The sequence below is a fragment of the Stenotrophomonas sp. FW305-C-20-S1 genome (assembly GCF_058783335.1).
Map to the genome: position 1 here is coordinate 1 of NZ_JBYTEK010000024.1, position 14,970 is coordinate 14,970.

Genomic DNA, 14,970 nt, shown 5'->3' on the forward strand with positions numbered 1-14,970 from the left:
CCCCCCCCCCCCCCCCCCCCCCCCCCCCCCCCCCCCCCCCCCCCCCCCCCCCCCCCCCCCCCCCCCCCCCACTACCGAGCCTGCGCCGGGCCTTCCCCGCGATCCCGCAGCCCAGGAGCCCCCTTGTTGTTCAAGGGGGCGCGCCGCAGGCGCGGGGATAAGGAGGAATGCGCGGGCAATTCTGCCTGAGCCGGGGACTGGGACCATGGTCTATTTGGGACCTCGGCCCCGGCTCAGGCATAATTGCGGGTGAAACTTCCTTTGCGCCGGCGTTTCCGGGCACGTCCGGACGGCGTTTTTCCCCCTGTTCGGAACATCGATCAATGACGCAGAAAATTACGGTCATCCGCGGCGACGGCATTGGCCCGGAAATCATGGACGCCACCCTGTTCGTGCTCGACCAGCTCAACACTGGCCTGGAGTACGAAGACGCCGACGCCGGCCTGGTGGCCCTGGAGAAGCACGGCGATCTGATGCCGGCGGTGACCCTGGAATCGATCGCGCGCAACAAGGTCGCGCTGAAGAGCCCGCTGACCACCCCGGTCGGTGGCGGCTTCACCTCGATCAACGTCAGCCTGCGCCGCCACTTCGACCTGTACGCCAACGTGCGTCCGGCCCACACCTTCCCGAACACCAAGTCGCGTTTCGACAACGTCGACCTGATCACCGTTCGTGAGAACACCGAAGGTGCGTACCTGGCCGAAGGCCAGGAAGTGTCGGCCGACGGCGAGACCGCTTTCTCCGGCACCCGCATCACCCGCAAGGGCTCCGAGCGCATCGTGCGTTACGCCTTCGAGCTGGCCAAGAGCACCGGCCGCAAGAAGGTCACCGCCGTGCACAAGGCCAACATCATCAAGTCGACCTCGGGCCTGTTCCTGGCCGTGGCGCGCGAAGTCGCCGCGCAGTACCCGGACATCGAGTTCCAGGAAATGATCGTCGACAACTGCTGCATGCAGCTGGTGATGCGTCCGGAACAGTTCGATGTGATCGTCACCACCAACCTGTTCGGTGACATCATTTCCGACCTGTGCGCCGGTCTGGTCGGTGGCTTGGGTCTGGCCCCGGGCGCCAACATCGGCAAGGACGCGGCGATCTTCGAAGCCGTGCACGGCACCGCGCCGGACATCGCCGGCCAGGGCAAGGCCAATCCGTGCGCCCTGCTGCTGGCGGCGGCACAGATGCTGGACCACGTCGGCCAGCCGGAAAACGCCGAGCGCCTGCGCAAGGCCATCGTCGCCACGATGGAAGCCAAGGATTCGCTGACCGGCGACCTCGGCGGCACCGGCAACACGATGGGCTTCGCCAAGGCGATCGCCAGCCGGCTGTAAGCGGCGGCTCGACTCCGATTGGATCCACAGCGGGGCGCCTTCGGGCGCCCCGCTGCGTTTCACCGGCCAGTAGATCCACGCCATGCGTGGATGGCGGCATCTGCAAGGAAAATGATCTGTGCGAAAAACGCACAGATTGTGTGCTCAACGGCGGCTGGTTCGTGCATTCAATGCTCCTCATCCTGTGCCCACTTTCCACCGCACAGGAGTTTGACCATGAACCTCACTGCTTTCGGCCTGGCCGGCCTGATCGGCATGGCTGCCACCGTCCCGGTTGTCGCCGCCGAGCCGGTCCACCCCACCATCCGCCATATGGCCGGCGCTGCGGCTGCCACCTCGCTCGACGCAGCGAAGACGGCCGTGCTGGTGATCGACTTCCAGAACGAGTACTTCGACGCCAGCGCCGCGCCCGGTTTCGCCGGTGGTCGCATGGTCATTCCCGATGGTGTAGCGGCCCTGCGGCAGACGCGTCGCGTGGTCGACTTCGCTGATGCCAACGGCATCCGCGTGATCCATGTGCAGCACGTACTGCCGGCAGGCGCGCCGCTGTTTGCAGAAGGCAGTGTCAACGCGGCATTCCACCGTGACATGCAACCGCGCAAGGGCGAGACCGTGGTGCAGAAGGACAACGTCAGCGTGTTCGCCGGTGCCTCGGCAGCGGCACTGGACAAGGTGCTGAAGGATGCCGGTATCGACACCCTCATCGTCACCGGGCTGCAGACCCATGCCTGCGTTGCCGGTGCTGCACGCGATGCTGCGGCGGCGCCGCGCGGCTACCGGGTGATCGTGGCTTCCGATGCCTCTGCCAGCCGTGATCTGGATCTGGCCAATGGCGGGACCATCGGCCATCGCGCATTGCATGAGGCGTCGCTGGCGCAGATCGAGGATGCCTTTGGCGATGTGATGACCACCTCGGCGATTCTGGCCCTGCCGGTGCGCAAGGCAGGCAACGGCACTTGATAAGCTGGCGGGGTCCGCAGCCTGCGGGCCCCGCCGACTGGAGCGCGCTGCCGATGGACCATTTCGCCGCCCTGCGAGCCCTGCGCGCGATCGTCGACGCCGGCAGTTTCACTGCCGCCGCCGAGCGGCTGGGTACCACCCATTCGGCGATGTCGCGGCAGTTGCGTCAACTTGAAGAGCACCTGCAGGTGCGGCTGCTGGATCGCAACAGCCGGCGGCTGTCGTTGACCGAGGCCGGGCGCGACTACTACCGCGAGGCGGTGGCGCTGCTTGACCGGCTGGAGGCCGCCGATGACCGTGCGCGGGCCGGCCAGGCCCAGCCCAGCGGGCGCGTGCGGGTCAGCGTGCCGCAGGTGGTCGCCAGCCAGGAGCTGCCGCATTGGCTGCCTGGCTTCCTGGCGCGCTATCGCCAGGTGGCGCTGGAACTGTCGGCCGACGATCAGCTCGTCGATGTTGTCGGCGGGGGCTTCGACCTCGCCCTGCGCATCGCGCCGTCCTTGCCTGACAGCCAACTGGTCGCCCGTGAACTGGCGCGATGCCCGCGCATCCTGGTTGCGGCACCGGCGTACCTCGCTCGGCAGGGGCTGCCTCGACAGGTGGCCGACCTGCAGAACCACACCTTGTTGGGGTTCAACCCTGTTGCGGCGATGACGCCGTGGCAGCTGCACGGACCGCGCGGTGTCATCGCCAGCGTGGAAGCAGGCCAACGACTGCGCGTGGACGCCACGCCGGCACTGTATGCGGCCGTGCTGGCCGGCATGGGCATCAGTCTGTTCACCGCGCTTACGGTGCAGGAAGATCTTCGCGCCGGCCGCTTGATCCGCGTGCTGCCCAGCTGGCACGGTGGCACGCGCTGCTATTTCGCGTTGTATCCCCATGCGCGTGCGCTGGCGCCGAAGGTGCGCGCGCTGGTCGATCATCTCGCCACGCATTACGCTGCAGCGTCGGGTGCGGCAGGGTAAGTCGCACGGCAGTGGTGAGGAGTGGGGATGGAGCCGGTGTATCTGCTGGTCGCGCTGGGCGCGATCGTCGCGGGGTTCGTGCAGGGCCTGTCGGGATTCGCGTTCGGCATGGTCGCGATGTCGTTCTGGGCGTGGGGGCTGGATCCCCGGCTTGCGGCGACGCTGTCGGTGTTCGGCGCGCTGGTCGGCCAGTTGCTGGCGGTATTCACCGTGCGCCGTGGCTTCAACCTGCGCCTGCTGCTGCCGTTCGTGCTCGGTGGGTTGGCGGGCATTCCGCTTGGCGTGCTGGTGCTGCCGCAGCTGGACATGGCCTGGTTCAAGGCGCTGCTGGGAGGTTTCCTGGCGCTGTGGTGCCCGGTGATGCTGATGGCGCGTTCGTTGCCACCGGTCACCGTTGGCGGCCGGTTCGGCGACGCGCTGGCCGGCATGGCTGGTGGTGTGCTCAGTGGCATCGGTGGCTTCGCCGGGCCGGTGCCGACCCTGTGGAGCACGCTGCGGGGCTTCGGCAAGGACGAGCAGCGCGCGGTCATCCAGAACTTCAATCTGGCGATGCTGGCGGTGACCATGGCCACCTATGTCGGTACCGGCATGGTCACCCGGCAGATGCTGCCGTACTTCGCCATTGTCGCGCCGGCGATGCTGGTACCCACGCTGCTGGGGGCGAAGCTGTATATCGGTATCAGTGAGGCGCGTTTCCGGCAGATCGTCCTCGGCCTGCTGACCGCTTCCGGCGTGGCCATGCTGGCCTCGTCGCTGCCGATTCTGCTGTCCCGTGGGGCGGCGGGCTGAGGGGTCAGGCGGGCCGCAGCATGCGGAAGCGTTGGTCGGCGGTGATCCGGAAGTAGTCGGCCGGTCCGCCACCGCGCAGGATGGTGTCGCTCGCTGCGGTGTCGTAGATGCCGTCGACGAGCAACCGCGTATCGATATGCACGGCGACCACTTCTCCCAGTACCAGCCAGCCATTGGTGTCATTGCCGACCGCATCACGCAGACGCACGATCTGCGTGCAGCGGCACTCCATGCTCACCGGGCTCTGCGCAACGCGCGGCGGTGCAACCAACTCCGAGGCCAGTGGTGTCAGCCCGGCCAGGACGAACTCGTCCACGTCCGGCGCGACTGCGCGGCAGCTTTCGTTCATTGCCTGGGCCAGATCGAATGTGGCGAGGTTCCAGACGAACTCGCCGGTGGCTTCGATGTTGCGCAGCGAGTCCTTGCGGCCCTGGCTGCTGAAACCAATGATCGGCGGCGTGTAGTTGAACGCGTTGAAGAAGCTGTAGGGCGCCAGGTTCACATTGCTGTCGGCATCACGACTGCAGATCCAACCGATGGGGCGGGGGCCGATGATGGCGTTGAACGGATCGTGTGGCAGGCGATGGCCATCGGCCGGGCGATAGCTGTGGAAGCGGGGAGGGAGGGTGTCTGCCATGGGCGTGTTTCCGCGGGAGTCGAGCGTGCTCGACGCTACAAAAAAAGGCCGCGATCCCGACGGACCGCGGCCTTGTCGTTTACGGCATGGACTGGATCAGCGCTGCTGGATCTTCGACAGCAGGCGCAGGAACTCCACATACAGCCAGACCAGGGTCACCATCAGGCCGAATGCGCCATACCATTCCATGTACTTCGGCGCGCGCTGGGCCACGCCGGTTTCGATGAAGTCGAAATCCAGCACCAGGTTCAGCGCGGCCACGACCACCACGAACAGGCTGAAGGCGATGCCCAGCCAGCTGGCGTCATGGATCACCGGCACGTTGATGTTGAAGAAGCCCAGCACGAACGAGGCCAGGTACAGCAGGGCGATGCCGCCGGTGGCGGCGACCACGCCGAGCTTGAAGTTCTCGGTGGCCTTGATCAGGCCGCTGCGGTAGGCGAACAGCAGTGCGAACAGGGTGCCGAAGGTCAGCAGCACGGCCTGGAACACGATGCCCGGGAACTTCATGTTGAACACGGCCGAGATGGCACCCAGGAACAGGCCTTCCACCAGCGCATAGAGCGGTGCGGTGACCGGCGACCATTCCTTCTTGAACACGGTGATCAGGGCCAGCACCAGGCCACCGATCGCCCCGCCCATGGCGTACAGCTTGGCGCCGGCCATCACCTGGCCGTAGTCGTCCACGGTCTGGTTCCAGGCGAAGGCCGCGGTCAGCACGGTCAGCAGCAGCAGGAAGCCGGTCTTGTTGACGGTGCCATTGAGGGTCATGGCCTGGTCGGGGCTGGTCACCACCGAGCCACTGGCCAGATCGAGGAAGGTCGACTCGGAAAGAGCCGGGTTGCCGCTGCGCATGCGAGGTCTCCGTGCGAAAAGGGGGCGATTGGGCCATCCGGCCACTGGCTGCGAGCATAGCCGATGACTGCGCAAGCTGTGGTCATGGCGGGGCAGGGCTGGGATTGCGCGTTGACAGTTCGCAGGGCGCTTGGCCACAATGGTCAGCTCCCCGGGTTCACACCCGAGGGGATTGCAACACCGGGGTATAGCGCAGTCTGGTAGCGCGCCTGCTTTGGGAGCAGGATGTCGGGGGTTCGAATCCCTCTACCCCGACCAATCCCACGTCACGTCGGATTGGACGCCGTTCCGGTTCGGGCGCCCGTAGCTCAACTGGATAGAGCACCGGCCTTCTAAGCCGGCGGTTACAGGTTCGATTCCTGTCGGGCGCGCCATTGGCGCGACACCGGAACGTAGCTGGCGGATGTGAAGAAGTGCTTGCAAAAGCATGCAGACTCCACCAGAATGTCGGACTCGCTTCGGCGGACCTGAACTTCGGTGACAGTCCTCGGGCAACGTATCAAGCGTCAGCGTCGGCAGCATTGGCGGTGAAGCGAAAGTTTCAGTGGTGGCTGTAGCTCAGTTGGTTAGAGTACCGGATTGTGATTCCGGTGGTCGGGGGTTCGAATCCCCTCAGCCACCCCACTGATTCAACCGCATCGGCATCGCCGAAACGGTATTGCAATAAACAGGTCGCTGGCTATAATGTGCGCCTGAGTTTCAAGGGCTGTTAGCTCAGTTGGTAGAGCAGTTGACTCTTAATCAATAGGTCCAAGGTTCGAATCCTTGACAGCCCACCAAGACAGAAGCCATCGGGTCCGCCCGGTGGCTTTTTTCTTCAAGATGTAACCCTTCGCGATGGATCGCCGGTTGCAGTGCTTGTTTCAACGACGTTGAAGAAAGTGCTTGCAACGCCCTCGCGGATCGGGTCATAATTCGCCCCCGATTTCGGGCTGTTAGCTCAGTTGGTAGAGCAGTTGACTCTTAATCAATAGGTCCAAGGTTCGAATCCTTGACAGCCCACCAGACGAAAGCCACTTGGTCCGCCAAGTGGCTTTTTTCTTTATGTCTCCGCTGGCGTGGAGCCGGCTGGAGGATAGCCCCCTTGAGTCAAGGGGCGCGGCGAAGCCGGGGGGGATGTGGGCGTTGGTGAGAGGGGCCCGCGCGGTGCGCAGCAGCGCGTGGGGCGGCAGCGCGAATGCGCAGCCGCGTCCCCAAGGTTCGAATCCTTGACAGCCCACCAGACGAAAGCCACTTGGTCCGCCAAGTGGCTTTTTTCTTGCCTGCGGCAGCGTCGGCAGATCCCCGTCATGGGTGGATATCGCAGGCATTGATGGGTTCATCCACGCATGGCGTGGATCTACTGAAGCGTGGCTGAAATCAGCGTCACATGCGTCATCAGCATGTTCAATGCTGTGAGCTGCTTCTCACCGGTTGCTGCCGGCATCGCTCCCAATAGGTGTTCCGCGCCGAAGGCGCATGCATGAGGAGTGCTTCGATGACGTTCAACAAGAGCATGGGCGTGATGCTGACCGGCTTGGTGGTGATCGCGCTGTCAGGCTGCAGGGCGGACGAGGCGGCTACCGCCGCTGCACCGGACTACGCGCGGACGGTCGAGCGATCTGCGGATGTCGACCACATCGCGGCACAGCCGGTGGAGGGTCGCGACGCCGCGCAGTCGACCGGGGCGACAGGGGAGGCGCTGCCTGCTGGCGCGGTTGAAATGACGCGCTCCGCCGATGGCGCCACGCTGGAAACGCCCAGTGACGATGCGGCCGGCGTCCCTGCGGGCGAAACACCCGAGCCCGCGCCGGCCGCCCGCTGACCCGGATCGGCCTGGGGCGGGATGCGCCCAGGCCGACTCCAAAGGGCAATTTCCCTGTTCAGTTTTGTGGAAGCCTTCCGCTTTCCGCCCCCGCCTGCAACAATGAACACCTGAGCCGGCCACGCGAAAGTGGCGGAATTGGTAGACGCCCTGGATTTAGGTTCCAGTGCCGCAAGGCGTGGGGGTTCGAGTCCCCCCTTTCGCACCAGGCCGGCCCGTCCCCCGCCCAGTCGGGCATTCCGCGTCAACCCCTGCGCCCGGCCGTGCTGGCGGCGCCGCCCGAATTGGGCGAAACTAAAGGGCTGCGGCAAGCAGGCGCGTCATCGACGTCGTGTCCTTACAACCGTTTCATCCATCATCGAGCCGGGGGCCAGGGCGCCACCGGTGGCAGGAGTCAACATGCAAGCTTCGATTGAAACCATCGGCAACCTGGAACGCCGCCTGAGCTTCTCGCTGCCGGAAGACCGTCTGCAGAGCCACATCAACGGCCGCCTGGGCGAAATCGCCCGCACCACCCGCATCAAGGGTTTCCGTCCGGGCAAAGTGCCGGCCAAGGTGATCGAGCAGCGCTTCGGCGCGCAGGTCCGTGGCGAGGCGCTGGACGGCCTGCTGCGCGAAACCTTCGACGCCGCCGTGCGTGAGCACGACCTGCGCATCGTCGGCAGCCCGCGCATCGACAAGGGTGACGAGGGTGAGTTCTCCTTCGTGGCCACCGTCGAAGTGGTGCCGGACTTCGGTGACATCGACGTCAGCAAGCTGACCGTGGTGCGCCACACCGCCGAAATCACCGATGCCGACATCGACCAGATGATCGAGAACCTGCAGACGCAGCGTCGCAGCTGGTCGCCGGTCACCCGTGCCGCGCAGGACGGCGACCTGGTCGCACTGGAAACCTGGTCGCAGGCCGGTGACGAGCGCCTGCCGGCCGAAGGCACCGAGAAGGGCAGCATCGTGCTCGGCCAGGGCATGATGTTCGAGACCATCGAGCAGGGCCTGGTCGGCATGGCCAAGGACGAAGAGAAGACCCTGGACGTCGAGTTCCCGGCTGACTGGCGCGTGCCAGCGCTGGCGGGCAAGACCGTGCAGGTCACCGTGAAGGTCAGCGACGTCTCCGAGCCGGTCGTGCCGGCCGTCGATGAAGCCTTCATCAAGAGCTTCGGCGTGAAGGGTGGCGACGTCGAGCAGTTCCGCAGCGACATCCGCGCCAACCTCGAGCGTGAGCTGAAGGGCGCACTGATGAACCGCCTGCGTCGTGAAGTCGGCGAGCAGCTGATCGCGGCCTATTCGTCGGTGGAAATGCCGCCGCGTCTGGTCGAGAACGAAGCCCGTGCCATGCTGGCCCAGCAGGTCGAGCAGATCCGCCGCAGTGGCCGCAACCCGGGCGAGATCCCGGCTGACGCCCACGAAGGCTTCAAGGACGCTGCTGCCAAGCGCGTGCTGGTCGGCCTGGTGGTCGGCGAAGTGGCCCGCAGCAACGACCTGCGCCTGGAGCCGAAGCGTCTGAATGAAACGATGCGTCTGATCGCCTCGACCTACGAAGAGCCGGAACAGGTCATTGAGATGTACCGCAACGACCCCCAGCTGATGTCTGGTCTGCAGAACCGCGTGATGGAAGAGCAGGTGATCGACTGGATCGCCGAGCGCGCCCAGCACACTGAAGAAAAGCTGTCGTTCCAGGACGCGATCCGCCAGTAATCCCTGGCGGATTGCCGGATACCCCGCGCCAGCCCTGGCGCGGGGGTGTTTCCCCCCAAGATAGGTACCTCACGAAATGGACAACCGAACCAAAGCCCTGAACATGGTTCCCATGGTGGTCGAGCAGACCAGCCGCGGCGAGCGTGCCTACGACATCTATTCGCGCCTGTTGAAGGAGCGCCTGATCTTCCTGGTTGGCCCGATCGACGATCACATGGCCAACGTGGTGGTGGCGCAGCTGCTGTTCCTGGAAGCGGAAAACCCGGAAAAGGACATCAGCATCTACATCAACTCGCCGGGTGGCGTGGTCACCGCCGGCATGGCGATCTACGACACCATGCAGTACATCAAGCCGGACGTGAGCACCATCTGCGTTGGCCAGGCCGCCTCGATGGGCGCGCTGCTGCTGGCGTCCGGTGCGGCGGGCAAGCGCTATGCGCTGCCGAACTCGCGGGTGATGATCCACCAGCCGCTGGGTGGCTTCCAGGGCCAGGCCACCGACATCGACATCCACGCACGCGAGATCCTGACCCTGCGTGCGCGCCTGAACGAAGTGCTGGCCAAGCACACCGGCCAGTCGCTGGAGACCATCGCGCGCGATACCGAGCGCGACAACTTCAAGAGCGCGGTCGATGCGGTCGCCTACGGCCTGGTCGACCAGGTCCTGGAGCGTCGTCCGGAAGAGTCGATCCAGGCCGGCTGACCGGCACTCACGGGGCCATGGCAGGCCCCGTTCCTGCAGGGTCGGGTGGACTGATGTCCCTCCGGCCCTGTGTTATTCTCGAATCGAACCCCCGTTCAGCGGGTGGGGTAACTGGGTAAGCGAAGCATGAGCGAAGACCGCCAAGGTCGTTCCACGGACACCGGCAAGATCCTCTACTGCTCTTTCTGCGGCAAGAGCCAGCATGAAGTGCGCAAGCTGATTGCCGGTCCGAGCGTGTTCATCTGCGATGAGTGCGTGGAGCTGTGCAACGACATCATCCGAGAGGAGCTTGAGGAAAAGGCGCAGTCGGCGCGCAGTTCGCTGCCCAAGCCGCGCGAGATCCTCGAGGTGCTCGACCAGTACGTGATCGGACAGAACCGCGCCAAGCGGACCCTGGCCGTGGCCGTGTACAACCACTACAAGCGCATCGAGAGCCGCCAGAAGAACGACGAAGTCGAGCTGGCGAAGTCGAACATCCTGCTGGTCGGTCCGACCGGTTCGGGCAAGACCCTGCTGGCCGAGACCCTGGCTCGCCTGCTCAACGTGCCGTTCACCATGGCCGACGCCACCACGCTGACCGAAGCCGGTTACGTGGGCGAGGACGTGGAGAACATCATCCAGAAGCTGCTGCAGAAGTGCGACTACGACGTCGAGAAGGCACAGCAGGGCATCGTCTACATCGATGAAATCGACAAGATCTCGCGCAAGAGCGAGAACCCGTCGATCACCCGCGATGTGTCCGGCGAAGGCGTGCAGCAGGCCCTGTTGAAGCTGATCGAAGGCACCGTGGCCAGCGTTCCGCCGCAGGGTGGGCGCAAGCATCCGCAGCAGGAATTCCTGCAGGTGGACACCAAGAACATCCTGTTCATCTGCGGCGGCGCGTTTGCCGGCCTGGACAAGGTGATCCAGCAGCGCTCCAACGACGCCGGTGGCATCGGTTTCGGCGCCAAGGTGAAGAGCAGCGAGCGCAAGCAGGAAGTGGGCAAAGTGCTGGCTGAAGTCGAGCCGGAAGACCTGATCAAGTTCGGCCTGATTCCCGAGTTCGTGGGCCGCCTGCCGGTGGTCGCGACCCTGGAAGAGCTGGACGAGCCGGCCCTGATCCGCATCCTGACCGAGCCGAAGAACGCCATCACCAAGCAGTTCAAGAAGCTGTTCGAGATGGAGAACGTCGAGCTGGAGTTCCGTCCGGACGCGTTGTCGGCCATCGCCAAGAAGGCGCTCAAGCGCAAGACCGGCGCCCGCGGCCTGCGCACCATCGTCGAATCGGTCCTGCTGGACACCATGTACGACCTGCCGTCGCAGGAAAACGTCAGCAAGGTTGTCGTGGATGAATCGGTGATCGAGCACAAGTCCGAGCCGTACCTGATCTACCAGACCCCGCCGGTCCCTGAACAGAAGGCCGCTGGCGCCGAATGATTCTTTCAACTTGTTGAATAGAAAGAATTTTCTCGGAACGTCTTGCATCTGAAAGCCGATGGCCCCATAACGGGGCCATCGGCTTTTTTTGTCTCCGGAAGATGCCCTCCCGGAGACGGTTTTCCCCTTCCCTGGAGCCCCCATGGCCCGTTCCCCAAGTGAGACCCTCGACCTGCCGGTCCTGCCGCTGCGCGACGTAGTGGTATTCCCGCACATGGTCATCCCGCTGTTCGTCGGCCGCGACAAGTCCATGCACGCGCTGGAACAGGCGATGGAAGCAGACAAGCGCATCCTGCTGCTGGCGCAGAAGTCGGCCGAGACCGATGACCCGCAGGCCGCCGACCTCTACCAGGTCGGCACGCTGGCGCAGGTGCTGCAGCTGCTGAAGCTGCCCGACGGCACCATCAAGGTGCTGGTCGAAGGCCTGTCGCGCGTGCAGGTGACCAGCGTCAGCGAACGCGATGGATCGCTGCACGGCCAGGCCGTGGAAATCGAGGCCGCCGATGCCCGCGAGCCGCGCGAAATCGAGGCCATCGCCCGCTCGCTGATGTCGCTGTTCGAGCAGTACGTCAAGACCAACCGCAAGCTGCCGCCGGAACTGCTGCAGACCCTGGCCGGCATCGATGAGCCGACACGCCTGGCCGACACCATCGCCGCCCATATCAGCGTGCGGTTGTCGGACAAGCAGCGCCTGCTGGAAACGCTGGCGGTGGGCGAACGCCTGGAGATGCTGGTCGGCCTGGTCGACGGCGAGATCGACGTGCAGCAGATGGAAAAGCGCATCCGCGGCCGCGTGAAGTCGCAGATGGAAAAGAGCCAGCGCGAGTACTACCTCAACGAACAGATGAAGGCCATCCAGAAGGAACTGGGTGACCTGGACGATGCGCCGGGCGAACTGGAAGAGCTGGCGCGCAAGATCGCCGAAGCGGGCATGCCCAAGCCGGTGGAAGCCAAGGCGCGCAACGAGCTCAACAAGCTCAAGCAGATGTCGCCGATGTCTGCCGAAGCCGCGGTCGTGCGCAACTACCTGGAGTGGCTGCTGGGCGTGCCGTGGAAGAAGCGCAGCAAGGTGCGCAAGGACCTGAAGGCCGCGCAGGACACCCTCGATGCCGATCACTACGGCCTGGAGAAGGTCAAGGAACGCATCCTTGAATACCTGGCGGTGCAGTCGCGGGTGAAGCAGATGAAGGGTCCGATCCTGTGCCTGGTCGGGCCGCCGGGCGTGGGCAAGACCTCGCTGGGCCAGTCCATCGCCAAGGCCACCAACCGCAAGTTCGTGCGCATGTCGCTCGGCGGCGTGCGCGATGAAGCCGAGATCCGTGGCCACCGTCGTACCTATGTCGGTTCGATGCCGGGCCGCATCGTGCAGAACCTCAACAAGGTCGGCAGCAAGAACCCGCTGTTCGTGCTGGACGAGATCGACAAGATGTCGATGGACTTCCGTGGCGATCCGTCCTCGGCGCTGCTGGAAGTGCTCGATCCCGAGCAGAACAACGCGTTCAACGACCACTACCTGGAAGTGGACCTGGACCTGTCCGAAGTGATGTTCGTGGCGACCTCCAACTCGCTCAACATCCCCGGCCCGCTGCTGGACCGCATGGAAGTGATCCGCATCCCCGGTTACACCGAGGATGAGAAGCTCAACATCGCCACCCGTTACCTGTCGCCCAAGCAGATCAAGGCCAACGGCCTGAAGCCGGAAGAGCTGGAGATTGGCAGCGATGCCATCCAGGACATCGTGCGCTACTACACGCGCGAATCCGGCGTGCGCAACCTGGAACGCGAGATCGCCAAGATCTGCCGCAAGGTGGTGAAGGAAATCGCGCTGGGTGGGCCGCAGCCGGTGGCGAAGGCGAAGAAGGGCGCGCGCAAGTCCAAGGCGCTGGTGAGCGTGTCGAGCAAGAACCTGGACAAGTACCTGGGCGTGCGTCGCTTCGACTTCGGCCGTGCCGAAGAAGAGAACGAGATCGGCCTGGTCACGGGCCTGGCCTGGACCGAAGTCGGTGGCGATCTGCTGCAGATCGAATCGACGCTGGTACCGGGCAAGGGCCAGCTGATCCTGACCGGCCAGCTCGGCAACGTGATGAAGGAATCAGCGTCGGCGGCGTTGTCGGTGGTGCGTTCGCGCGCCGAGCGCTTCGGCATCGATGCGGACTTCCTGCAGAAGCACGACGTGCACCTGCATGTACCCGATGGTGCGACGCCGAAGGATGGCCCCAGTGCCGGTGCGGCAATGGTGACCTCGCTGGTGTCGATGCTGACCAAGGTCGCCGTGCGCGCCGATGTGGCGATGACCGGCGAAATCACCCTGCGTGGTCGCGTCACCGCGATCGGCGGCCTCAAGGAGAAACTGCTGGCGGCCCTGCGCGGCGGAATCCGCACGGTGATCATCCCCGATGAGAACCGCAAGGATCTTGCCGACATTCCGGCCAACGTCACCCGCGACCTGGAGATCGTGCCGGTGAAGTACATCGAGGAAGTGCTCGATCTGGCCCTGGAACGTCCGCTGGCACCGAAGAAGACGCGCAAGAGTGCGCAGCGCGTCACGGTGCGCAGCAAGGCCAAACCGAGTGGAAACGCGCGCGTCAAGCATTGATGCGTCCTGTCGAAATGCTTGAAACCCGCGTCGTTGCTGGCTTTCCAGCTTGCGTGGGGGTAGGGCCGCTGGTATAAAAGCAGCACTCGCGAATGAGTGATCGCAGTCAGCGCTCACTGAATTCGGCGAACCGTTTCCACATGGCAACCGCATGCAGACGTCGTGCGGTTGCTTCCCTGTCGAATACGCGGAACCCACCGCCAAAGGAGTTGTAAAGAATGAACAAGACCGAATTGATCGATGCCGTTGCTGAAGCTGCCGACCTGACCAAGGCCGAGTCCAGCCGCGCTGTCGATGCCGTCGTTGCTGCCGTCACCAAGGCGCTGAAGGACGGCGATGCGGTCACCCTGGTTGGCTTCGGTACCTTCCAGGTCCGCGACCGTGCTGCCCGCACCGGCCGCAACCCGAAGACCGGCGACACCATCAAGATCGCTGCTTCGAAGAATCCGTCGTTCAAGGCTGGTAAGGCCCTGAAGGATGCTGTAAACTAAGCGGCTCGCTGGGGTGCTTAGCTCAGCGGTAGAGCGTCTCCTTTACACGGAGAGGGTCGGGGGTTCGAAACCCTCAGCACCCACCACAGCACCGCGGTAAGTTTGAAATGTGGAGCGGTAGTTCAGCTGGTTAGAATGCTGGCCTGTCACGCCGGAGGTCGCGGGTTCGAGTCCCGTCCGCTCCGCCATTGCAAAACTCTTAAATCCTCGTGAAAAAACTTTGAAAAAAGTGTTCAGCGGGGTAGGTTTTCAGGAAGTCTTCGGATATACTGAGCGCCTGCAAAGTTTCAAGCGCGGAGCGGTAGTTCAGCTGGTTAGAATGCTGGCCTGTCACGCCGGAGGTCGCGGGTTCGAGTCCCGTCCGCTCCGCCATTGCAAAACTCTTAAATCCTCGTGAAAAAACTTTGAAAAAAGTGTTCAGCGGGGTAGGTTTTCAGGAAGTCTTCGGATATACTGAGCGCCTGCAAAGTTTCAAGCGCGGAGCGGTAGTTCAGCTGGTTAGAATGCTGGCCTGTCACGCCGGAGGTCGCGGGTTCGAGTCCCGTCCGCTCCGCCAACTCTAAGAGCCCTCGACGCAAGTCGGGGGCTTTTTCTTTGCGCCGTTTCCATCATTCGATGCGCGCGAACCTGTAGATCGCCTGGGCGGGATGGCGCCAGGCCCTGCTGCCACTGCTTTTGGTCCACGCCGCGAAGCGGGTTACACTGCCGGGCTCGCCAATCAAGCCTTGTGATTC

General features: G+C 64.2%; 12 protein-coding genes and 10 tRNA genes. 20 read left to right on the forward strand and 2 right to left on the reverse strand.

From position 1 onward, the window contains the following. Positions 1-323: 323 nt before the first annotated feature. From AC3WTC_RS13610 to AC3WTC_RS13625, 4 genes are all read left to right on the forward strand, one after another. Complete coding sequence (locus AC3WTC_RS13610; RefSeq protein WP_025878127.1) at positions 324-1,328, forward strand: isocitrate dehydrogenase; 1,005 nt, start codon at positions 324-326, stop codon at positions 1,326-1,328. A 216-nt stretch (positions 1,329-1,544) separates the two neighbouring features. After that, the gene (locus AC3WTC_RS13615; RefSeq protein WP_492711646.1) at positions 1,545-2,288 is read left to right on the forward strand and encodes a cysteine hydrolase family protein; all 744 of its coding nucleotides are present in this window, start codon (positions 1,545-1,547) and stop codon (positions 2,286-2,288) included. A gap of 53 nt (positions 2,289-2,341) precedes the next feature. Beyond that, positions 2,342-3,250, forward strand: coding sequence for a LysR family transcriptional regulator (locus tag AC3WTC_RS13620; RefSeq protein ID WP_032977394.1), 909 nt, complete (start codon positions 2,342-2,344; stop codon positions 3,248-3,250). Positions 3,251-3,277: 27 nt separating this feature from the next. Beyond that, positions 3,278-4,039: a sulfite exporter TauE/SafE family protein gene (locus AC3WTC_RS13625; protein ID WP_099782987.1), complete on the forward strand. Its 762-nt coding sequence runs from the start codon at positions 3,278-3,280 to the stop codon at positions 4,037-4,039. A gap of 4 nt (positions 4,040-4,043) precedes the next feature. On the opposite strand, the gene AC3WTC_RS13630 is transcribed toward AC3WTC_RS13625, so the two are convergent. Continuing rightward, positions 4,044-4,676, reverse strand: a complete 633-nt coding sequence (locus AC3WTC_RS13630) for a flavin reductase family protein (RefSeq protein WP_492711648.1) — start codon at positions 4,674-4,676, stop codon at positions 4,044-4,046. 96 nt (positions 4,677-4,772) lie between these two features. Continuing rightward, entirely contained in the window at positions 4,773-5,531 is a 759-nt protein-coding gene (locus tag AC3WTC_RS13635; protein ID WP_025878135.1) for a Bax inhibitor-1/YccA family protein, read from the reverse strand. A gap of 181 nt (positions 5,532-5,712) precedes the next feature. On the opposite strand from AC3WTC_RS13635, the gene AC3WTC_RS13640 reads away from it, so the two are divergent. The 16 genes from AC3WTC_RS13640 to AC3WTC_RS13715 all read left to right on the forward strand — a co-directional run bounded on the left by AC3WTC_RS13640 (position 5,713) and on the right by AC3WTC_RS13715 (position 14,792). Next, positions 5,713-5,789, forward strand: a tRNA-Pro gene (locus AC3WTC_RS13640). Between the two features lie 39 nt (positions 5,790-5,828). Continuing rightward, positions 5,829-5,905, forward strand: a tRNA-Arg gene (locus AC3WTC_RS13645). Positions 5,906-6,078: 173 nt separating this feature from the next. After that, positions 6,079-6,155 (forward strand) — tRNA-His (locus tag AC3WTC_RS13650). A gap of 79 nt (positions 6,156-6,234) precedes the next feature. Further along, positions 6,235-6,310 (forward strand) — tRNA-Lys (locus AC3WTC_RS13655). A 150-nt stretch (positions 6,311-6,460) separates the two neighbouring features. After that, positions 6,461-6,536 (forward strand) — tRNA-Lys (locus tag AC3WTC_RS13660). Positions 6,537-7,008: 472 nt separating this feature from the next. After that, complete coding sequence (locus AC3WTC_RS13665) at positions 7,009-7,335, forward strand: hypothetical protein (protein WP_492711651.1); 327 nt, start codon at positions 7,009-7,011, stop codon at positions 7,333-7,335. Between the two features lie 123 nt (positions 7,336-7,458). After that, a tRNA-Leu gene (locus AC3WTC_RS13670) sits at positions 7,459-7,543 on the forward strand. A 191-nt stretch (positions 7,544-7,734) separates the two neighbouring features. Then, entirely contained in the window at positions 7,735-9,030 is a 1,296-nt protein-coding gene (gene tig / locus AC3WTC_RS13675) for a trigger factor (protein WP_025878140.1), read from the forward strand. 76 nt (positions 9,031-9,106) lie between these two features. Continuing rightward, positions 9,107-9,733 carry an ATP-dependent Clp endopeptidase proteolytic subunit ClpP gene (gene clpP, locus AC3WTC_RS13680; protein WP_025878142.1) on the forward strand — a complete coding sequence of 209 codons (627 nt, stop codon included), beginning with the start codon at positions 9,107-9,109 and terminating at the stop codon, positions 9,731-9,733. A gap of 126 nt (positions 9,734-9,859) precedes the next feature. Beyond that, positions 9,860-11,149 carry an ATP-dependent Clp protease ATP-binding subunit ClpX gene (gene clpX, locus AC3WTC_RS13685; RefSeq protein WP_025878143.1) on the forward strand — a complete coding sequence of 430 codons (1,290 nt, stop codon included), beginning with the start codon at positions 9,860-9,862 and terminating at the stop codon, positions 11,147-11,149. 142 nt (positions 11,150-11,291) lie between these two features. Next, positions 11,292-13,745: an endopeptidase La gene (gene lon, locus AC3WTC_RS13690; RefSeq protein ID WP_025878144.1), complete on the forward strand. Its 2,454-nt coding sequence runs from the start codon at positions 11,292-11,294 to the stop codon at positions 13,743-13,745. Between the two features lie 218 nt (positions 13,746-13,963). Continuing rightward, positions 13,964-14,236, forward strand: a complete 273-nt coding sequence (locus AC3WTC_RS13695; protein ID WP_004146343.1) for an HU family DNA-binding protein — start codon at positions 13,964-13,966, stop codon at positions 14,234-14,236. An 11-nt stretch (positions 14,237-14,247) separates the two neighbouring features. After that, positions 14,248-14,322, forward strand: a tRNA-Val gene (locus AC3WTC_RS13700). Between the two features lie 25 nt (positions 14,323-14,347). Further along, positions 14,348-14,424 (forward strand) — tRNA-Asp (locus AC3WTC_RS13705). 107 nt (positions 14,425-14,531) lie between these two features. After that, a tRNA-Asp gene (locus AC3WTC_RS13710) sits at positions 14,532-14,608 on the forward strand. A 107-nt stretch (positions 14,609-14,715) separates the two neighbouring features. After that, a tRNA-Asp gene (locus AC3WTC_RS13715) sits at positions 14,716-14,792 on the forward strand. The last annotated feature ends 178 nt before the right edge of the window (positions 14,793-14,970 follow it).